Annotated in this window: 21 protein-coding genes; 20 read left to right on the forward strand and 1 reads right to left on the reverse strand. The window is 55.1% G+C overall.

The window, feature by feature from the left end; all coding sequences use genetic code 11:
* Nucleotides 1-91 precede the first annotated feature (91 nt).
* Genes AAC086_RS14560 through AAC086_RS14580 form a run of 5 tightly spaced genes read left to right on the forward strand, consistent with a single transcriptional unit; the run spans nucleotide 92 to nucleotide 5267 of the window.
* Complete coding sequence (locus AAC086_RS14560) at nucleotides 92-1333, forward strand: extracellular solute-binding protein (protein ID WP_339779637.1); 1242 nt, start codon at nucleotides 92-94, stop codon at nucleotides 1331-1333.
* A gap of 47 nt (nucleotides 1334-1380) precedes the next feature.
* On the forward strand, nucleotides 1381-2265 hold the full coding sequence (locus AAC086_RS14565) for a sugar ABC transporter permease (protein ID WP_339779638.1): 885 nt from the start codon (nucleotides 1381-1383) through the stop codon (nucleotides 2263-2265).
* Nucleotides 2266-2267: 2 nt separating this feature from the next.
* On the forward strand, nucleotides 2268-3116 hold the full coding sequence (locus tag AAC086_RS14570; RefSeq protein ID WP_339779640.1) for a carbohydrate ABC transporter permease: 849 nt from the start codon (nucleotides 2268-2270) through the stop codon (nucleotides 3114-3116).
* 5 nt (nucleotides 3117-3121) lie between these two features.
* Entirely contained in the window at nucleotides 3122-4177 is a 1056-nt protein-coding gene (locus tag AAC086_RS14575; RefSeq protein WP_339779642.1) for a carbohydrate kinase family protein, read from the forward strand.
* A gap of 1 nt (nucleotide 4178) precedes the next feature.
* Nucleotides 4179-5267 (forward strand): ABC transporter ATP-binding protein, encoded by a 1089-nt coding sequence (locus tag AAC086_RS14580; RefSeq protein ID WP_339779644.1) that lies wholly within the window; start codon nucleotides 4179-4181, stop codon nucleotides 5265-5267.
* Between the two features lie 34 nt (nucleotides 5268-5301).
* On the opposite strand, the gene AAC086_RS14585 is transcribed toward AAC086_RS14580, so the two are convergent.
* Entirely contained in the window at nucleotides 5302-5880 is a 579-nt protein-coding gene (locus AAC086_RS14585; protein WP_339779646.1) for a hypothetical protein, read from the reverse strand.
* A gap of 167 nt (nucleotides 5881-6047) precedes the next feature.
* Between AAC086_RS14585 and AAC086_RS14590 the strand changes: the two genes are divergently transcribed.
* The 15 genes from AAC086_RS14590 to AAC086_RS14660 are packed head-to-tail and all read left to right on the forward strand — an operon-like array spanning nucleotide 6048 to nucleotide 20849.
* A complete protein-coding gene (locus AAC086_RS14590) occupies nucleotides 6048-6449 on the forward strand; it encodes a hypothetical protein (RefSeq protein ID WP_339779648.1) in 402 nt (133 codons plus the stop codon).
* A gap of 15 nt (nucleotides 6450-6464) precedes the next feature.
* The gene (locus AAC086_RS14595; RefSeq protein WP_339779649.1) at nucleotides 6465-7247 is read left to right on the forward strand and encodes a beta-ketoacyl synthase chain length factor; all 783 of its coding nucleotides are present in this window, start codon (nucleotides 6465-6467) and stop codon (nucleotides 7245-7247) included.
* Nucleotides 7240-8055 (forward strand): lysophospholipid acyltransferase family protein, encoded by an 816-nt coding sequence (locus AAC086_RS14600; RefSeq protein ID WP_339779651.1) that lies wholly within the window; start codon nucleotides 7240-7242, stop codon nucleotides 8053-8055. Before AAC086_RS14595 ends, AAC086_RS14600 begins: the two co-directional genes overlap by 8 nt.
* Nucleotides 8042-8305 (forward strand): phosphopantetheine-binding protein, encoded by a 264-nt coding sequence (locus AAC086_RS14605; RefSeq protein ID WP_339779653.1) that lies wholly within the window; start codon nucleotides 8042-8044, stop codon nucleotides 8303-8305. Before AAC086_RS14600 ends, AAC086_RS14605 begins: the two co-directional genes overlap by 14 nt.
* A complete protein-coding gene (locus tag AAC086_RS14610; protein ID WP_339779655.1) occupies nucleotides 8302-8565 on the forward strand; it encodes an acyl carrier protein in 264 nt (87 codons plus the stop codon). The genes AAC086_RS14605 and AAC086_RS14610 overlap by 4 nt, the downstream gene beginning before the upstream one ends.
* Nucleotides 8546-9133, forward strand: a complete 588-nt coding sequence (locus AAC086_RS14615) for a hypothetical protein (protein WP_339779657.1) — start codon at nucleotides 8546-8548, stop codon at nucleotides 9131-9133. Before AAC086_RS14610 ends, AAC086_RS14615 begins: the two co-directional genes overlap by 20 nt.
* Nucleotides 9130-10881 carry an AMP-binding protein gene (locus tag AAC086_RS14620; RefSeq protein ID WP_339779659.1) on the forward strand — a complete coding sequence of 584 codons (1752 nt, stop codon included), beginning with the start codon at nucleotides 9130-9132 and terminating at the stop codon, nucleotides 10879-10881. The genes AAC086_RS14615 and AAC086_RS14620 overlap by 4 nt, the downstream gene beginning before the upstream one ends.
* The gene (locus AAC086_RS14625) at nucleotides 10881-12617 is read left to right on the forward strand and encodes a glycosyltransferase (protein WP_339779661.1); all 1737 of its coding nucleotides are present in this window, start codon (nucleotides 10881-10883) and stop codon (nucleotides 12615-12617) included. The genes AAC086_RS14620 and AAC086_RS14625 overlap by 1 nt, the downstream gene beginning before the upstream one ends.
* Complete coding sequence (locus AAC086_RS14630) at nucleotides 12607-14196, forward strand: aromatic amino acid ammonia-lyase (RefSeq protein ID WP_339779663.1); 1590 nt, start codon at nucleotides 12607-12609, stop codon at nucleotides 14194-14196. The genes AAC086_RS14625 and AAC086_RS14630 overlap by 11 nt, the downstream gene beginning before the upstream one ends.
* Entirely contained in the window at nucleotides 14193-14600 is a 408-nt protein-coding gene (locus AAC086_RS14635; protein WP_339779665.1) for a thioesterase family protein, read from the forward strand. Before AAC086_RS14630 ends, AAC086_RS14635 begins: the two co-directional genes overlap by 4 nt.
* Complete coding sequence (locus AAC086_RS14640) at nucleotides 14597-15235, forward strand: outer membrane lipoprotein carrier protein LolA (RefSeq protein WP_339779667.1); 639 nt, start codon at nucleotides 14597-14599, stop codon at nucleotides 15233-15235. Before AAC086_RS14635 ends, AAC086_RS14640 begins: the two co-directional genes overlap by 4 nt.
* On the forward strand, nucleotides 15232-17619 hold the full coding sequence (locus AAC086_RS14645; RefSeq protein WP_339779669.1) for a hypothetical protein: 2388 nt from the start codon (nucleotides 15232-15234) through the stop codon (nucleotides 17617-17619). The genes AAC086_RS14640 and AAC086_RS14645 overlap by 4 nt, the downstream gene beginning before the upstream one ends.
* A complete protein-coding gene (locus tag AAC086_RS14650) occupies nucleotides 17606-18844 on the forward strand; it encodes an NAD(P)/FAD-dependent oxidoreductase (RefSeq protein ID WP_339779671.1) in 1239 nt (412 codons plus the stop codon). The genes AAC086_RS14645 and AAC086_RS14650 overlap by 14 nt, the downstream gene beginning before the upstream one ends.
* The gene (locus AAC086_RS14655) at nucleotides 18841-19551 is read left to right on the forward strand and encodes a DUF3261 domain-containing protein (RefSeq protein ID WP_339779673.1); all 711 of its coding nucleotides are present in this window, start codon (nucleotides 18841-18843) and stop codon (nucleotides 19549-19551) included. The genes AAC086_RS14650 and AAC086_RS14655 overlap by 4 nt, the downstream gene beginning before the upstream one ends.
* Nucleotides 19548-20849 (forward strand): beta-ketoacyl-[acyl-carrier-protein] synthase family protein, encoded by a 1302-nt coding sequence (locus AAC086_RS14660; RefSeq protein WP_339779675.1) that lies wholly within the window; start codon nucleotides 19548-19550, stop codon nucleotides 20847-20849. The genes AAC086_RS14655 and AAC086_RS14660 overlap by 4 nt, the downstream gene beginning before the upstream one ends.
* Nucleotides 20850-20872: the final 23 nt, after the last annotated feature.

Raw genomic sequence — 20872 nt, forward strand, 5'->3', positions numbered from 1 at the left:
AATTACATCAAATTGAATTAATAATAAAGCCTGTGATCCAACAGATCACATTTCAATCGTTCCGTATCTCATTTATCAGGGAGATAAAAAGATGAAGATCAAAAATGTCCTCAAGGGCGCTGTTTTCGGTATCTTCGCCGTTTCCGGGGCCGCGCACGCCGCCGATGTCACCTTGAATGCGCTGTTCATGTCCCAGGCCGCTTATAGCGAAGACGATATCCGCAACATGACGGCCGACTTCAAGGCCGCCAATCCCGGTATTGATGTCAATGTTGAGCTGGTCCCCTATGAGGCCCTGCACGACAAGATTGTTCTGTCGCAAAGTGCCAATGGCTATGACGTTGTTCTTTATGACGTGATCTGGCCCGCAGAATTTGCCCAATACAAACTGCTTGAAGACGTAACAGACCGCATTGACGACAAAACCCGCAAGGCCGTTCTCAGCGGTGCCTGGACCACGGTGGAATATGACGGCAAATATTATGGTATGCCCTGGATTGCCGACACAAAGTTCCTGTTCTACAACAAGGACATGCTGAAAAAGGCCGGGTTTGATCATCCGCCAGCCACCTGGGAAGAACTTGAAACCCAGGCAAAAGCCATCAAAGACAAGGGGATTGTCGATTATCCGCTGGTCTGGTCGTGGTCACAATCCGAAGCCGCAATTTGCGATTACACCACCATTCTGTCCGCCATGGGCGGCAAGTTCCTGGATGCCGACGGCAAACCGGTTTTCAACACCGGTGGCGGCCTTAAGGCCCTGCAATACATGGTTGGCACCCTTAACGATGGTGTCACCAACCCCAATTCACGCGAATATGCCGAAGAAGATGTGCGTCGTGTCTTTTCAAGCGGGCAAGCTGCTTTCGCGCTTAACTGGGGCTATATGTACAATCTTGCCAATGACCCGAAGGAAAGCCAGGTTGCGGGCCATGTTGGCATTGTCCCGGCACCGGGCGAAGCTGGCATGTCAAAGGCATCGGCTGTGAACGGGTCGATGGGCCTTGGTATTCCCGGCAAAAGCACGCACAAGGAAGAAGCCTGGAAATATATCAAGTTCCTGACCTCGGAAAAGGTGCAGAACAAATATGCCCGCCTGAGCCTGCCGATCTGGGAAGCATCCTATAGCGACCCCGACGTGATCAAAGGCCAGGAACCGTTTGTGAACGCCGCTAAAACCAGCCTTGCCGTCATGGCCCCCCGCCCGACCATGGCAGCCTATCAGGAAGCATCGGCTGTTTTGCAAGAAGCCCTGCAAAATGCGATGCTGGGCACGGTTTCACCGGCAGACGCGCTTGATGATGCAGCAAAAAACATCGCCGATATCCAGTAACCACGTCTGCCGTTATCTGACTTCCAACCGGAGCCGAAACCACCGCTATGATTTCCTATCGTAAAACGGTGACGGCGTGGCTGCTGCTGACCCCGATGATTGTGATCATCCTTGGGGTCAGCGGATACCCGTTGATCAAAACAATTTATTTCAGCATGACGGGCGCCAAACTGGTTGCCCCGGAATTGACCGACAGCTGGGTCTGGTTTCACAATTATGTTCGGGCCTTGTCTTCGTCCAATTTCCGCGAGGCGATCTGGCACACCACCTATTTTGCGGTGATTTCGGTCGGCGCGGAAATGATCATCGGCGTGATGGTGGCCTTGCTGCTAAACGAGGTGTTTGTTGGCCGCACCATGCTGCGTGCCATGCTGATCCTGCCTCTTGCCCTGCCCACCGTGGTCAATGCCATGATGTGGCGGCTCATCTACAACCCCGATTTCGGCACCCTTAATGCCGTGCTGGTACAATTCGGGGTGCTTGATGCCTACCGATCCTGGCTGGGCGATCCGGCAACCGCCCTTGATATGGTTGTTGTTGCCGATGTCTGGAAAAACTTCCCCCTGGTCGCCCTGATCGCACTGGCCGCCCTGCAAACCGTCCCCAAAGATCTATACGAGGCCGCAACCCTTGACGGTGCAGGGATGTGGAACCGGTTCTGGCGCATAACACTGCCTGCCATTATGGGGCCGCTCAGCGTGGCGCTGGTGCTGCGCACCATCGAGGCCTTCAAGGTTTTTGACATTATCTATATCATGACGCGGGGCGGCCCGGCCAGCAGCACAAAAACCGTCAGTTTTTACGTCTATCAGGAGGCCTTCGCCTATATGCGGGTCGGATCGGGGGCATCCTATGCCCTGATCGTGGTGCTGATCAGCGCCTGCCTGATTGCCGGTTACATGTATCTGATCCGCAAACACGGAGAGGCCTGATCATGCAAACATCCCTGGCCAGGAAAATATCCATCTATCTGGGCGCGGCCTTGCTGGCACTGGTCATTGCCCTGCCCGTGCTTTGGCTGTTTATCATGAGCATCAGTTCCTCAACCCACCTGACAACGCTGCCCCTGCAATGGTGGCCCGATAGCCCGACTTTGGAAAATTACCGCAGCTTGCTGATCTATGCGGAAAACAGCCCGTCGCAAAGTTTCCTTTATGCGATCCGCAACAGCATTTTCATCGCCCTTGCCGCAACCGGGATATCCATTTGTGCGGCCATTCCCGCCGCATACAGCTTTTCGCGTATGCCCGGCCCGCGTCGCAAAAACCTGCTTTATGCCGTAATCGCCATCTTCATGTTGCCCCCGGTGGCCCTTGTGTTACCGCTTTATACGGTGATGAATGCTTTGGGGCTTTTAAATACGCATTTTGCATTGATCATTGTGTATTGCTCCATCCTGCTGCCCTTTGCCACATGGCTTTTAAAAAGCAATTTCGACGCGATCCCCGGCGATCTGGACGAAGCCCCCATCATTGACGGGGCCAACCGGTTACAGGCGATCTGGTATGTCATCCTGCCCATCGCCCGCCCGGCATTGGGGGCCGCTGTCATGATGTCGGTTCTGCTGGCCTGGGACGAGTTTTTCTATGGCCTTTTGTTCACCAACGACATCCGTTCCAAAACCATCACGGTCGCCATTGCCGACCTGGCCGCCGGGCGCGTTGCCGATTATGGCCTGATTTCCGCAGCCGGTATTCTGGCCGCCGTACCGCCGGTTATTTTGGCCTTTTTCATGCAAAAAACCCTAGTTTCAGGGCTGGCCAGTGGCAGTGTCAAGGGATGAATGTCATGCCTAAAACACCCAAAACCCTTCACCCCGACCCGGCCCGCGACATCATTTCAATCGGGACAATCAATATCGACCAATTGCTGGGCCCGGTTGACCATTGGCCCGATCGCGGCACCGAAACCGTTTACCCCGATTACGAAATGCGGGTTGGCGGCGGCGGCGGCATATTTGGTGCGGCCCTGCTGGCCCTTGGTGCCCATCAGCGCATGGTGGTCAATATTGGCAATGATGAAATGGGGCAGTGGCTTAAATCGCAATTCGGCCCGCTTGCCGATCACTGGCATCACAGCAAGACCGTTACATCAGTGACCATCGGCCTGACCCATTCCGACAAGGAACGAACATTTCTGTCCAACGAAGGGCACAGCGCACTTTTTGATGCCAACATGGCGCGAAAAATGCTGAAACATGCCAAGCTGGACGGATCAATCGCCCTTTTGGTGGGCAATTTTCTGATGCCACGTCTGGTCCCCGATTGCACGGCCCTGTTATGCGATCTGCGCGACGCAGGTGCGATTGTCGCCCTTGATACCGCATGGCCCACAGGCGGCTGGACCGATACCGTTCAGGACCATCTGCAAAACTGGTTGCCGCAAGTTGATATCCTTTTGATCAACGAGGCCGAAGCCGCCGGATTGCTGGGCATCACCAGTGATGATTTTACCGCCAATGTTGATGCCCATATGCGCGCGATCAGTCCGAAACTGGCACCGGGTGCGATTGTTGTTGTCAAACGCGGCAGCCAGGGTGCCTCGGCCTGCACGGGTGAACATGTGCTTCATGCCGCCCCCTTTGAAAAAATCAACGTCATTGATACAGTTGGGGCGGGCGACTGTTTTAACGCAGGCTTCCTGCTGGCATTTCAGCGCGGGGTCGATCTGGTTGATTGTCTGCATACCGGGATCGACGTGGCGGGCAAAGCCATTGCCAGCCATCCGCGCCGATACCCAACCCTTGCCGATTTAAATGCCCGCATTCGCACATTGCTAACATCGGCCCCTCACCCCCGACCAACAAACAATCACAAGACCTTCGATCAAGTGGAGAACGGCTGAGATGTCATCAATATCATTGTCAAATGTCACCAAGACCTTTGGGGATGCCAACATCATCAAAGGCGTTAATCTGTCTATCGACGATGGGGAACTGGTTGTTTTTGTCGGACCGTCGGGCTGCGGGAAATCAACATTGCTGCGCCTGATTTCCGGGCTGGAGGAAATAACCAGCGGGCAAATTCACCTGGATGAAAAGCGGGTTGATCACCTTTCCGCATCCAGCCGCGATATCGCCATGGTGTTTCAGTCCTATGCGCTGTATCCGCATATGACGGTAGCGGAAAATATTGGCTTCCCCCTTAAAATGGCGGGCAAATCCAGGGCCGAGATCCAGGCAAAAACGCACGAAATCGGCACCATCCTGCAATTGCTGCCGCTGTTTGACCGAACCCCCAAACAATTGTCGGGCGGGCAGCGCCAGCGTGTCGCCATTGGCCGGGCCCTGGCGCGCGATCCGCAAATTATTCTGCTAGACGAACCCTTGTCAAACCTTGATGCCGCCCTGCGTGTTGACATGCGCATGGAACTGGCCCGCCTGCATCGTGACCTGAAAGCCACCATGATTTACGTCACCCATGACCAGGTCGAAGCCATGACCATGGCCGACCGGATTGTGGTGCTGCGCGACGGGATCGTCGAACAGGTTGGCTCCCCGCTGGAGCTTTATCTGACACCGGTTAACCAGTTTGTGGCTGGTTTTATTGGCTCGCCAAGAATGAATTTCTGGTCGGCCACAACCGATGAAAACGGTGATCTGGTGGTGCCATCGGGCACGGCCCTGTCATTGCCGCGCAAACTGGCCGCACATCAGCCCGTGACGGTTGGCGTGCGCCCCGAACATCTTGTTTTGGCCGCCGACGATGGCATGTCGGCCTTGCAAGGCACTGTTTTATCGGTCGAACATCTGGGCTCGGATACATTTGTTCAGCTTCACTGCGGATTTGGCGACCCGGCGCAAAGCGACATCAATGTACGCTTTGCCGGGATCGTTCCGGTCCGCATTGGCGAGCGCGTAAACCTGTCGGTTGCAACGCCGGATAACTGGCACATTTTCGATGCCGAAGGCCTGCGGGTTGAGAAGGCGACATAAAATCGGCAAGGCCGGGCACACCACAACGGGTCAGTTATAAAGTCAACATCGACTGCCACACCAGTGCCCCGGCATAATCGGGCCAGTTATCAAGATAAAACGTATCGGATGGCAGCCTTAAGGCCGGATCATTGATGGAAGTACATTTGAAAATGGCTTCATACACACACCATTGCTGGTAAAAATCAAACCGGCGCGGATCATTTTCAATCTGGTGCATCCGATCCGGATCAAACTGGTTGGGGTCAACGCGCCGCTCGACGCCAAACAACCATTTTTCCAGCCGGGCAACGTTGCGGGCAAGATCGCGATATTCAATATCAATGCCGATTTGGCCAATCGGGCAAAAGGCCACAGCGAAAATATCACCGCTATGGGTAATACTGGCGCCATATTGCCCCGCCCCGTTTGACCGCTGCAAGGCAGGTTTTCCGCTATCTGCGCGTATATAGGTCAATCCGGGCTCACCCGTGACGGTTCCCGCCAGATCACACAAGGCCAAACGCGCCTGATTTGAAATCATCTTGCGGCGTAAAATCCGGTCTGGCGGCAAATTTTCCAGCCTTTTCCATGTCCAGAAAACGTTGCCATCAAAGGCGGTTTCAATCTGCATTGCGGCCTTCCATTTTTCCAATTGTCAAACCGGTCACATGCCTGCCCTGTTTACCTGTTCTGTTTCAATGCTCTACAACAAGTTATCAAATAGATGTGACCACATCTGTACAAACGCATATTTTTATATGCAATGTTCAAACGTTTCCAATCAAGGAGCCATACCTTATGATGCGTTCACTCAAAATTGTCCTGCTTGGCATGTTAACGATGCTGGTTGTTGCCTGCACAGCCCCGATTACCCAGGTCGAACGGCAACCGTTTCCCGACGATGCGCAAAACCTGAGCATGGACCAGATTGAAAACGCCATCATCACCGCGGCATCTGCGCGTGAATGGACGGTAACAAAACTCGCCACCGGCAAACTGATCGCGACCTACGCCCCGCGCAACCATGTTGCCAAGGTCGAAATTGATTTTACCCGGCATGATTTTTCAATTCTGTATGTTGATAGCACCAACCTGAAATATAGTAGCGGCACCATTCACAAAAATTACAATCGTTGGGTCAATAACCTGAAAGTTGATATCCAGCGCGAAGTTGCCGCCAAGGCGGCACGGTCTTCGTAAGGAAAGCAGTCCCAAATGCAGTCTATCCCGGTTTTTATCCCCAAATGGGCGCTGTGGCAGGATCATGCTGCCCAGCCAACCCTGATGACGCAACAGTCTGGCAACAGGCCAATCGGGATAGACACAAAAGACCTGGCACGCGACATCGCCCCGGTCTGGCGACGGCGGCTGGATCTGTTCGGTCGCGCCAGTGCCGAGGTTTTAAGCCAAATTCTGGTCGGGTTACCCGAAAATCAGCTTCGCAATACACGGGTTATTTTTGCCTCGCGGCATGGCAATATCGAACGGACCCTGAAACTTCTGGGCCAAATTGCCCGCGCGGAAATTCCTTCGCCAGCTGATTTTAGCATGTCGGTTCATAATGCGCTGGTCGGGGTTGCCTCGATCAACTGGGCAATCACGCAATCACACAGTGCCATTTCTGCCGGAAATGACAGCTTTATCGCCGCCCTGACCGAAGCGCTGGCGCAACTGACCGATGACCGACAAAGCCCGGTTGCGATTGTTTATGTTGATTTGCCCCTGCCCGATATTTATGCCCGCAACGACCCGGCAGACATGACCGGCACCGCCTTTGCCATGCTGATGCAAACGGATGAAAGCGTTGCGACAAATGCCGGTTTTACCTTTGAACCCCGTCCGGTATCGCCCACTGATGTGACGGAAACAACCGAAACATTTGCCCGGACCCATGCCTGCATGATGGCCCGTTTTTTAAAGGTCGAAAAAGAAAATGCCCCGTCAACATGCCTTTTAGCCGGGCGCAGCTTTGCCTGGAACGTGCTGCGCAATGAATAAAATACGCCCACTGATGTCGCACCTTGCCTGCAAGGCGAGCCAGGCCTGGCGTCTGTTGGCGACGGGCATGGCCTTTTGCATCTTTGGCGTGGGGGCGGTTTTACTGGCCGTCACATTGTTTCCGCTGCTGATGCTGGTGTTGCAAAACCGGGTTAAACGGCGCAACGCCGCACAGTTTGTTATCTGCCGCGGGTTTCGGCTGTTTTGCTTTATTCTTGAAATTGCCGGTGTGGCATCGGTGCAGTTTGAAGGAAGCGAAAAACTGCTGGCTGCAAAGGGCAAACTGATTATCGCCAATCACCCGACATTATTGGATGTCGTCATTATTCTTGCCCAGATGGATCGTTGCCAGTGCGTGGTCAAACATCAACTGTTTCGCAACCCGTTTATGGCCGGGGTCGTGCGGGCAGCGGGGTTTATCCGCAATGATGATGACCCCGAAAAACTGGTTGCCGATGCCGCCCGGCATTTACGCGCAGGCGATTGCGTGATGATTTTCCCCGAAGGCACACGCACCGCCAGCGGCGAAAAACTGGGCCATCTGCAACGCGGTGTTGCCAATATTGCAATCAGTGCACCTGCCGACTTGATTCCTGTGGTCGTGCGCTGTAATCACGATACCCTCAAAAAGGGGACGCCGTGGTACAATATACCACCATCTAGAATACAGTATAATGTTCGTGTCGGATCAACCATATCCGCTACGGGGGGAAGTGACCCGTCAGACGCGCGCGCCCGCCGGTCGCGCGCCCTGACGACAGTCATAAAACACTATTTCTGCGACAGGCTACACCATGACCACGCTTGAGACCGAGCTTAAATCTTTCATTATCGAGACCCTCAACCTTGAGGATCTCGATGTCGAGGATATCGACAGCAACGAGGCCTTGTTTATCGAAGGGTTGGGCCTTGATTCAATCGATGCCCTGGAACTGGGTGTTGCCCTGCAAAAAAAATATAACGTCCGAATTGATGCCAAAAGTGATGATGTCAAAAACCATTTTGCATCGGTTCACAACCTGGCAAAATTCATTGAAATGTCGCGGAGCACGTCATGACTGTGGCAAATTTGAAATCGCGTCAGGACGTTTACCAGCAACTGCATAACTATCTGGTCGACCTGTTTGAAGTGCCAAGCGAGGCCATAACACCCGAAGCGCGCCTGATGGAAGATCTCGATCTTGACAGCATTGATGCCGTTGATCTGATCGTCAAATTCCAGGAAAAGGTTGGCAAGAAAATTCCGGCAATGGAATTTAAATCGGTACGCACTGTTGATGACGTGGTCGAAAAAATCCATGCCCTGGTCAATACCTAAACGGATCATTGCCATCGCACTGGCATTGATCGGCTTTGCCTATCCGGTATTGGCCTATTACGGGCTGACCCATTTTTCAGCCCGTTATGTGCTGTGGATTTTGCTGGCATTAATCCTGGCGCGCGCGGCATTGTTTCTGGCGTCATCCCGGTTGGGGGCGGCCAGTGTTGCCCTGTCCATCGCCGTGGTTATTGGCGTGACAGGCTATTACGCCGAACTGCATGCCTTGCGGGTCTATCCGGTATTGATCAGCCTTGTTCTAGCCGGGATATTTGCCGCCACACTTAAATATCCCCCCGCCATGATCGAACGGTTTGCCCGCCTGCGCCACCCCGATCTTGATGCCTACGGGGTTGCTTATACCCGTGCCTTAACCAAGGTTTGGGTTGCATTTTTTATCGGCAATGCCACCCTCGCTGCCGCCACTGTTATATGGGGCACCCTGGAACAATGGACCATTTATAATGGCATTGTTTCCTATGTGTTGATTGGCATTCTGTTTATCGGCGAATGGCCGGTGCGCCATTGGCTGCGTCAACGCTATGAAAACAGGAAACCGGGCGAATGACCGGCTTTTTAACAGCCCTGATAACACAAAACACCCCGGAAACCGTCATTTGCATCGATGGTGAAACCTGCTTTCACCGCGATCAGGTTGCGGGCGATATTCGCCGTCTTGGTCAGTATATCGGCCAAAGCGGGGCTAAAAACATTGCCCTGCATTGCCGCTCAGCCCGACTGTTTTTAACCGGACTTGCCGCCATCTGGCAGGCCGGTTGCCATGCTGTTTTACCCGCCAGCGACCGTGCCGGGTATCTTGGCGAAATTGCCCACCAGTTTGACCTGTTTCTTGACGATGCCAAACTCGAAGAAATTCTGGCATCCATTGCCCCGGTGCCAACCGGCAATAATGCGACCCTGCCCGCAGCGGAAAATTGCCGGGCAACATTTTATACATCCGGTTCGACCGGCGCGCCCAAGGCCATTGCCAAAACCCTGGCCCAGCTTGAAGCCGAAATGGCAATGCAAACCCCGTTATGGCAACCGGGCCTGCACGATGATGCCCGCATTTTGGGGCTGGTATCACATCAACATATATACGGTTTGTTGTTTCGTGTGATTTGGCCGGTGATGACCGGGCGGGTCTTTGTTGCAACCCAGGCCCGGTTCTGGGAAGACATCATGGTTGACCTTGAAGAAGGTGACATCATCATTGCCAGCCCGGCCCATTTGCAACGCCTGCACCCCGATTTGGCACAGGCACAGCGCCCGGCCCGTATTTTTTGTTCCGGCGGGCCGCTGGACCAGCCATCGGCGGCACACAGCCACGCGGCATTTGGCGTTTGGCCCACCGAAATACTGGGCAGCACCGAAACCGGCGGCATTGCCTGGCGCCAACAAACCACACCGGATGCCCCCTGGACCCCGCTGCCCGATGTAAAAGCCGCCATCAATGATGCGGGCTGCCTTATGGTGGCCGCCCCGCATATTGACGGGGCAAACTGGCACCATACCGAAGACCGCGTTATCTTTGACCCGACGCCGGAATCACGCCGGTTTCGCCTGCGGGGCCGAGCCGACCGGGTGGTGAAAATTGAAGGCAAGCGCATATCGCTCAGCCGGGTTGAAACGCATTTGAAAGGCCATGACTGGGTTGACGACGCCGTGGCCCTGCTGCCCGATGAAGCCGATCGCAGATTGGCGGCAATTGTGGTTTTAACCCCGCAGGGCAAGGCACAGCTTGCATCAGCGGGTGCCTTTCGAACCGGGCGTGTTTTGCGCAATCATATTGCCCATCACGAAGATGACGCGGCCCTGCCTCATCGCTGGCGATTTGTGAACACCCTGCCAACCGATAGCCAGGGTAAAAAGCCGCTTCATTTGTTGCGCACCCTGTTTGACAAAAACGTACCGGAAACAGCCACAACACAAATGCCCCATATAACAGCCCCCGCAGAAAGCAGTCCGGCCCAATTCCCCACTATTATCGCCCGATCAATAAAAAAGGATCAGGCGCGAATTGACATGCGCCTGGAACCCGGTCTGCTTTATTTTCAGGGCCATTTTGACGGATCGCCGGTATTGCCCGGTGTTGTACAATTACATTGGGCCGTTCATTATGCCGGCATCGCTTTCAACATTGTGATCACACCCCACACGATAACCCAGCTAAAATACCGCAACGTCATAACCCCGCAGGACCAGATCCACCTTCTTTTGGAATGCAACCGCATTCGAGGCCAGATTAAATTCAGCTATGCTGGCACGGACACCCATTATTCCAGTGGTATCATCACGTTTTCAAAGGCCGATTGATGCAGATTTGCGCGGTTATCCCGACCCATAATCACCATACGGCCCTGGCCGATGTGGTGGCTGCGGTGCGTGTTTGCGGCCTGCCGGTTATTATCGTTGATGATGGCTCGGATGTGCTGGCACGCGATGCCATTGCCGCCCTTCATGCCCCGCAAAACGATGTTTTCGTGCATCGGCTGGATGAAAATGGCGGTAAAGGCATTGCCGTGATAACCGGGTTGGCCATCGCCCAACGCCACGGTTACAGCCATGTCCTGCAAGTCGATGCCGACGGCCAACACGACCTTGAGCGCATTCCCGATCTGTTAACCGCTGCCCGCCAGCACCCCGATGCCGTCATTACCGGCCAACCCGTTTACGATGACAGCATCCCGACCGGGCGCAAAATTGGCCGCTGGGCAACGCATGTGTGGGTATGGATTGAAACCCTGTCGCTGACCATTCGCGACAGCATGTGCGGGTTTCGCGTTTATCCGGTTCATGCCTGCCTGGATGTGTGGAAACGCGAAGGGGCGGGTGCCAAAATGGATTTCGACACCGAAATCCTGGTGCGGCTGTTCTGGCGCGGGGTGGATGTTATCAGCATTCCCGTTCGGGTGATTTACCCGGATGGCAATATATCCAATTTTCGCCTGTGGGACGACAATGTCCTGATTACCCTGATGCATACCCGGCTGGTTTTTGGCATGTTGGCCCGCCTGCCCGCCTTTGTCATTGCGGGGGGCAAATGGCACCCAGACCGGGAAAATACAAAAACAGGCATCCCCCATGCACCCGCATCGCACGGCCCCCATAACCGAGGCACCCCGCACTGGGCCGATATGGACGAACGCGGCATATATTGGGGCATGCGGTTTTTAGGCTGGATTTATAAAACCGGGGGCCGTTTTTTATGCCTTGGCGTGATGATGCCGGTGATCGTCTATTTCTTTTTAACTGGCGAAACCGCGCGCAAGGCATCGCGGAAATATTTGCGCAAAATGGCACGGGTAAACGGCACAGCCCCGCCGACATGGCGCGACAGTTTTCGCCATTTCCGGCATTTCGGCGAGGCCGCCCTGGACAAGATCGCCGGGTGGTCCGGCGATGTAAAAATGGATGATGTCGTTTTTCCCAATGGGCAAAACGGCGTGTTTTCCTATTTACCCAGGGACGAGGCAATTGTTTTACTGGTGTCGCATTTTGGCAATATTGAAATGATCCGCGCCCTTGCCAGCCGCGAACGCAATTTTCGCGTCAATGTGTTGCTGCACCAAAAAAATGCCGCCCGTTTTGGCAAGGTTTTACAAAAGCTGGCCCCGGAATCGCAGGTTAACCTGATCGAGGTCAGCGAGATCGGCCCTGACACCGCCATGATGCTCAGCCAGAAGGTAGAACAGGGCGAATGGGTGGTGATTGCCGCCGACCGCGTGGCCATTGGCGCGCGCGACAAAACCGTGATGGTGCCGTTTCTGGGCGACCCGGCCCCCCTGCCACAAGGGCCGTTTATTTTGGCCCATTTGCTGGGATGCCCGGTTTATATGGCCGCCGCCTGGCGTAATAACGGCCGGTTTGAAGTGGCGTGGGAAAAACTGACCGACAAACTGGTTCTGCCCCGTGGTGGCCGCGTTGAAGCAATCACGGCATATGCCAGCCAATATATGGCCTGGCTGGAACCAAAGGTCCGCGCCCATCCGATGCAGTGGTACAATTTTTTCGATTTCTGGGCCCGCCCAAAGGATAAAGATGACCAATAAGAACAACAATAATAATCCCGTCTCGAATGTTGAATTTGGCCGCCAGAAACTGACCATCGAAGATGTTGTTAATCTGGCCGAAGGGCGGGCAAATGCCGTTTTGTCCACCGACCCCGATTTTCGCGCCCGCATTCAAAAAGGGGTGGATTTTCTGGATCGCGAATTGCGCGAACATGGCCATATTTACGGGGTGACGACGGGATATGGTGATTCTGTTTTGCGCCGTGTTCCGCCCGAACTGGTTGGCGAACTGCCCCTGCATCTTAGTCGCTTTCATGGCTGCGGCCTGGGAAATGAATTATCGCCGTCGGCCAGCCGTGCAGTTTTGGCGGTGCGCCTGGCGTCACTGTGCAGCGGTTATTCCGGGGTCAGCCCCGAATTGCTGGAACTGTTAACCGCCTTTTTTGATCATGGCATCACACCGGTCATTCCCGAAGAAGGATCTGTTGGGGCCAGTGGCGATTTAACCCCGCTTTCCTATATTGCCGCCGCCCTGGTGGGCGAGCGTGACGTGATGATGCGCGGTGAACGCCTGCCTGCCGCCATCGCCCTTGAAAAAGCCAAATTAACACCGTTAACCCTGCGCCCCAAAGAAGCCCTGGCAATTATGAATGGCACATCGGTGATGACAGCCCTTATGTGTCAGGCCTATCGCCGGGCGGATTATTTATGCGCGCTTACTGCACGTATCACCTCGCTTGCCACCATTGCCTTGCATGGCAACCCGGCCCATTTTGATGCCCGCCTGTTTGCGGCCAAACCCCACCCGGGGCAGGCGAAAATTGCGGCCCATATCGCAAGCGACCTGGCCGATCTGGGGGCAACATACCAGCCCGCCCGCTTGCAGGACCGCTATTCCATTCGCTGTGCGCCGCATGTGATTGGGGTTTTGGCCGATATGATGCCAACGTTCAGAACCACGCTGGAAACCGAGCTAAACAGTGCCAACGACAACCCGTTGATTGATATTGATGAGCAAACCATTTTGCATGGCGGGCATTTTTACGGCGGACATGTGGCCTTTGTTGCCGATGGCATGAAAACCCTGATCGCCAATCTGGCCGATTTGATGGACCGGCAAATGGCCCTGATGGTCGATACCAAATTCAATCATGGTTTGCCCTCGAACCTGTCTGGCTCGGCACCGGAACGTGCATCGATCAATCATGGTTTGAAGGCTGTTCAAATTGGCGTTTCCGCCTGGACGGCCGAGGCCCTTAAAAACACCATGCCCGCCAGTGTGTTTTCACGTTCCACCGAATGCCACAACCAGGACAAGGTCAGCATGGGCACCATTGCCGCACGCGACTGTTTGCGCGTGTTGCAATTAACCGAACAGGTCGCATCGGCCTTGCTGATTACCGTCCGTCAGGCCGTGATATTGCGTTTGCAACAAGGCAGTATTGACCGCACCCAACTGGGCGAAGATGTCAGCGCGTTCCTCGATGATCTGGGCAACGACATTGCCTTTATCGATGAAGACCGCCCGCTTGAGGGCACCCTGCGCCAGTTGATCGAGCGCATTCAGACCCGTCACTGGCCGCTTTATACATCCCCCCCGGATGGGGCCGCCTCATGATCAGTGCCTGTGTGACACAAACCATCCAGTTTTATCACCTCGACCCGATGAAGGTGGTTTGGCATGGTAATTATGTGCAGTTTTTTGAACAGGCGCGCTGCGCGCTTCTGGATCTGATCGATTACAATTATCCGCAAATGGATGCATCGGGCTATGTTTGGCCGGTTGTCGATATGCGGGTAAAATATGTTCGGCCCTGTCGATTTGGGCAAAAAATACAAATCACCGCCACATTGATCGAATATGAAAACAGGATGAAAATCGGTTACCTGATTACCGATGCCCAAACGAGCGAAAAGCTGACCAAGGGTTTCACCATTCAGGTAGCGGTCGAAAAGGCCAGCGGCGAAATGCTGTTTCGCAGCCCCGATTTCCTGATCGACAAGCTGGAGGCGATGAATTGACCCTTGCCCGTTTTGTGCGTTCCCTGCTTTTGGCCGGGTCGGTTTTTTGTGCCCTGGCCGCACCCCATGCAGCCCTTGCCCGTCCCGGTGTTGTCGCTCTGGAAAAAAGCCAGTATTTGCAAGGCGATTTCACCTTGAACCGGCATTTAAGCGGGTTCGATAAAGGGCTGAAATCGCAGGGGGATTTTGTGCTGGTTCCCGGTGCCGGGCTGATCTGGCAAACCACGGCCCCCTTTCCCGGCACCACGGTTTTAGGACCGGGCGGCATTGTGAATATTGATGCCAATGGCGACCGCAACAAACTGGGCACTGGCGAAGCCCAGTTTGGCATTTTTGTCGATTTGATTTCATCGGTGCTGGAAGGCAACTGGAGCGCGCTTGAAAACCGGTTTCATGTTGAATTTTCACCGCCGGGCAAAGACACATGGCAGGTCAAACTGACCCCGTTTGGTGAAAGTGCGATTGGCGGGCAAATCACCGATATTGTCGCCACCGGCGATACCTTCGTTCAACAGGTGCGCCTGAACAAACCCGGCGGTGATTTTGACGACATCAGCCTAAGCCGACAGCAAACCCGAAACCTGCCGCTGCCCGATGACAAAGCAGCCCTTTTGCCAAAGGCAGCAGGCGAATGACAGGCCGCCACGCCACAGTCTGGATCATATGTCTGGTCATCGCGGCCACCTGGTGCGCCTGGCAAATTGGCGGCGGGCACACCCGCATTGATGCCGATTTCATATCGCTGATCGGCCAGGAAAACCCCGGTGACACGGGCGAGTTTAACAATATCAACGCCGTCCGTCATATTTTGGCGCAAGATTCCCGCAAGGCAATTTTTATGGTATCGGCCCCCAACCGCGACCATGCCAGCAATGGCGCAAATGACCTTGCCCAGCGCCTGTCCTGGATCAATGGCACCGAAAAAGTCACCACCCCCGATGATCGCGCCGGACGCCTGCCCGAACTCATTGCATTTTTGCAGCCCCATGCCGCCGCCCTTTTATCCCCGCAGGACCGTGAAGCCCTGCAGGCTGGCAAAGGCGCGCAAATTTACCAACGCGCGGTGCAAAACCTGTATTCCCCCACCAGCACGGTCAGTGCCCGGTCCCTGCAACAGGACCCGTTTTCCCTGCTACCGCAATTTCTGGGGGCTCTGGCCGGATATATGGGCGAAGGTGGCGGCGTGGTATCAAAGAACGGACGATATTACGTGCCGGTGGTGGCTTCGCTTGATCCCCGGCTGGCCGGGGCCGACCGGGACGGCCAATGGGTGCGCGATGCCAACAGTGCCGCAAACATCGTTACCCGCGATAACGACATTTCCGTTGCCCGTACCGGACAGGTGTTTTTTGCCGCTGCGGAAGCCAGCCACGCCAAGGCCGATGTGCAGCGCATCGCGCTTTTGGCAACCACCGGCATTGTCTTTATGGTCGGTCTGGTGTTTTTTTCGTGGGGGCCGTTACTGGCCGCGCTGATTACACTGGCAAGCGGCATTTTGGCAGGCATTACCGCCATTACGCTTGTTTTTGGTACGATCCACGCGATTGCAATGGTTTTTGGCTCCAGCCTGATTGGCATCGCGGTTGATTATGCCCTGCATTATGTCAGCATCGATCCGAAACGAGGCAGCGCACAGCAACGGTTGCGCCTGATTTTACCGGGGCTGACACTGGGGCTGATCACATCGGTGGTCGGCTTTGCCGCCCTGTCCATCAGCCCGACCCTGCTGCTGACCCAGATTGCGATCTATTCGGTGTCCGGGTTGATTGGTGCCTATTTGACAGTGATTTTCCTGCTGCCGTTTTTGCCCGTGCAGCCGGTACGAAATTACCTGCCGATCCGCCGCAGCGTGGCAATTTTACAATATGTTCAATATCGCATGACCCCGCCCACATGGGGGCGGCTGTTGCTGGTTGCGGTTATTCTGGCCGGATTTGGTGCCAGCCCCTTTATTATTAAGGGCGACGACAATATTCGTAACCTTGGCCGTGGCAACACCGACCTGATTGCGCAAACCACCACCATCCGTCAGGTTTTGGACATGGGCGCCAGCCCGATGTTTTTACGCGTTAACGGTGCCACCGCCGAAGACCGCCTGCAAACCGAAGAAGCCCTGCGCCCCCGCCTGTCGCCGCTACTGGCCAGCGGCGCACTTGATGGCCTGGTGACCCTGGCCGATATTATTCCGTCGCAAAAACGCCAGTCTGAAAATATCGATCTGGTGAAAACACAGCTTTATGTCCCCTATGGGCAAAAACTGGCGTCAATTTTGCCCATCGATATCACCGCTGCCGATGCGGCCACAGCGCCATTATTGTTGCCCGATGATACCAGCCTGCATGTTTTACCCGAACTGGCCACGTTACAATCAGGCAATAGCGATATTGTGCGCCTGCGTGGCGTGCAGGATGCCAGTGCGCTGAAATCGGCCCTGTCAGGCATGAAAAACATCGCCCTGATTGACCCGGCCAGTGCCATTTCCAGCCTGTTTGGGCAATACCGGCAGTGGGCTTATCTGGCACTGGGTGTTGCCATGTTTGCCGCCTTGGTGCTGGCGATTTTCCGCTATGGGCTCCGCGATGGCATTTGCGTTTTTGGCGCCCCGACCGGGGCCGTTTTATGTGCGCTTGTCGGCAGTTTTGCCCTGGGCGTACCGCATAACTTTTTCACCACCATGGCGCTGTTTCTGGTTTTTGCCATTGGTGCCGATTACGTGCTGTTTCTGGCCGAAAGCCGCCATAGCAGCCACGACCAGGATACCAGCCTGGCGGTGTTGTTATCACTGATCAGCAGCGTTTTGGCCTTTGGTCTGCTCGCCACCAGTTCGGTGCCCCTGGTCAGCGACATTGGCACCGTGATCGCCATCGGCCTGATCGCGGCCTGGATTTTGGCCCCGGTCATGGCCGGAAGACGCAGCGCAAACCCGGTTGGTATTGTGCCAGCACCGCAAAACGATAGCCCCCAAACGGCCAATAGTGCCCCCATAAACAAGGATGGCAGCAACCATGGCCAAATTTGATATCGCCATTATCGGTGCAGGCCCCGCCGGGGCCGTTAGCGCCAAATTCCTGCACGATGCCGGGCTGTCGGTGATCGTGTTAGAGGCAACACATTTCCCGCGTTTTGTTATTGGCGAAAGCCTGCTGCCCTTTTGCATGAATGTGCTGGAAAAATGCGGACTGGTGCAAACCGTGATCAACCAGGCCGAAAAAGCCGCCTTCCAGTTTAAAAATGGTGCGGCCTTTGCCCGGGGCGATCAGCATTGCAGCATCGATTTTCGCGACCGGTTTGAAAATGATGGCTGGGGGACGACCTTTCAGGTCAAACGCGATGCCTTTGACAAAATCCTGATGGATGCGGTCACACAGGCCGGGGTCGATGTGCGATTTGGCCACCGGGTGATCAATGCCCGCCTCGCCGATGGTGACTGCCAGATCGATTATGAAAATGACGCGGGCACCTGCGGCACAATCCATGCCGGCTTTGTCATTGATGCCAGTGGATATGGCCGGGTTATTCCCAAATTGCTGGGGCAGCCAAATAACGCCACCATGCTGTCGCGCCGCGCCCTTTTCACCCATGTGCGCGACAATATTACCGATGCCACATACGACCGGGAAAAAATCCTGATCACGGTTCATCCGGCCCGCCAGGACATCTGGTATTGGCTGATCCCGTTTGCCGATGGCACATCTTCGCTTGGCGTGGTTTATCCGCAAGATGGTGCCACCACCGCCCCGCAAACCGATGAGACTGCCTTGTTTGACCGGCTGGTGGGCGAAACCGGGCTGGGGCCACTTTTAAGCCGGGCTGAAAAAACCCGGCCCTTGTCGGCCATTGGCGGATACAGTGTTACCACCGACCAGCTTTATGGCGATGGCTATGTTTTATTGGGAAATTCGGCAGGCTTTCTGGACCCTGTCTTTTCCTCGGGCGTTACCATTGCAATGTATTCTGCGGAACTTGCCGCCAAAACCCTGATCGCCCGGCATCACGGCCACCAGCCAAACTGGGAAAACGACTTTGCACAGCCGCTAGGCGCTGGCATTGCCACGTTCAAATCCTATGTCGAGGCGTGGTATGATGGCCGCCTGCAACAGATTATTTTTAACCAGCCAAATCAGGACTTGCAGTTAAAACGCATGGTGGTTTCAATTTTGGCCGGATACGCCTGGAATATGGAAAACCCGCTGGTCGCCAAGACAGACCGATATCTGAACCTGTTACACGAGTTATGCCTGTGAAAATTGGTCATGCCCTGATAATCGCCACAGCGTTGCTAACCGCGGCCTGTGCAAAACCGATGGAACTGCCGTTTGATCTTGGCTCGATTGATCTTAGCGCGCTTGATCTGTCAAATTCCGCGCAAAAAGAACATGTAAAACGCCACGAGGCCGCCTTGAACGCGGCCCGACCCGACCACATCGTTGCCCTGAACGGCGAAAATAACGCCCTGTTTGTGCTGCCCGAAATTCCGTGGCCGCTTGATGCCAATACGGTTGATGTCACCCAAAAGGTACATGCGACCTGGCAAAATGGCCAATCCGCCGATTTTGAGGCCCGCCTGAGCATGGCACCGGGCCATGTCCGAATGGTGATGCTTGACCAAATGGGCCGCCGCGCCATGCAAGTTAACTGGAGCCGCACCGAACTTGATTTCCAGCGTGCAAACTGGATGCCCGATGCCTTTGATCCGGCCCGGATGCTGGCCGATCTGATGATGGTTTATTGGCCGACCGACATTCTGCGCGATGCCCTGCCATCGAACATGGTGCTGGTATCGAACCCGGAAAACCGGCAAATCGCCACGCTTGACGAAAACGGAGACGACACCCCCTACACCGCCATCACCTATCCTGCACCGGATCGCTGGCAGGGAGAGGCAAGCCTGACCAACATCCGCGACGGGTATAAATTGGATATCCGCTCGTCAAGGATCGGAACACAATGACGGTGCGGCGCTTTTCGGGGGATAGCGCCATACCTGAAAATAACGGCGTCAGCACGGGCGGCGGCAAGCAGCGCCGCCCGGTCGGCTTTCTTCATGCCCTGGGCATTGTTTCAGCCCTGGGCATGAATTGCGAGGAAACCCGCAATAGCCTGTTTGGCAATCGCCGTGCCAACATGGTGACCAGGGATACTTTTTTGCCCGACCGTGCCGTCACCGTTGGCATGGTGCCCAACGAACCACCGGCCCTGCCCGATAATTTGTCCCGTCACGATACCCGCAATAACCGCCTGCTTTGGGCTGCCACCTGCCAGATCAGCGATTGCATTCATGCAACTGTTGCCCGCTATGGCTCGCAGCGCGTGGGTATCATTCTGGGTACCAGCACATCGGGCATCGATGAAGGCACACAATCCTGTCGGTATTACCTGCAACATGGTGAATTGCCCGATAATTTCCGTTATCCAGGCCAGGAAATTGGCGCCCCGGCCGATTTTCTGCGCCAGGCCCTGGGATTAGGCGGCCCGGCCTATGTTATTTCCACCGCCTGTTCGTCAAGCGCCAAGGTATTTTCCGCCGGGCAACGCCTGATCCGGGCGGGCATATGCGATGCCGTGCTGATTGGTGGTGTCGACAGTTTATGCAGCCTGACCATTGCCGGGTTTGCCGCACTGCAATCCATCGCAACGGGCCTTTGTTCCCCCATGAGTGCGAACCGCAATGGGATTAACATTGGTGAAGGGGCGGCTGTTTTCATGATGCGTCGCGATGAGGCCGATATTGCCCTGCTTGGGGTTGGCGAAACATCGGATGCCCATCATCCCAATGCCCCGCATCCCGATGGCATCGGCGCACGGGCAGCGATGCAACAGGCACTTGATCAGGCAGGGTTGATGCCGACAGACATTGCATATTTAAACATGCATGGCACCGCGACCCCGTTAAATGACAGCATGGAATCCAGGGCCATTCACGATCTGTTTGGCGATCAGGTGCCGGTCAGTTCCACCAAACCCATGACCGGTCATACCCTGGGCGCGGCCGGGGCCATCGAAGCTGCCATTTTGTATTTATCCCTGTGTGATGCCCAAAACAGCGGCCCCCGCCTGCCCCGCCATATCTGGGATGGCGCGCGCGATAATACCCTGCCAAACCTTATGCTGGTGAACGATCATAACAGCCACCTTGCCCCGACAAAGAAATGCGCCATGCTCAGCAATTCTTTTGCCTTTGGCGGCAGCAATGCAGCCCTTATTCTGGCAACCGGCTGGCATAAAACCGCCACGTCCGACCCAGTATAACAAAACCGACCCTTGATTCCTGA

The sequence above is a fragment of the uncultured Thalassospira sp. genome (assembly GCF_963976115.1).
Classification (GTDB): Bacteria; Pseudomonadota; Alphaproteobacteria; order Rhodospirillales; family Thalassospiraceae; genus Thalassospira.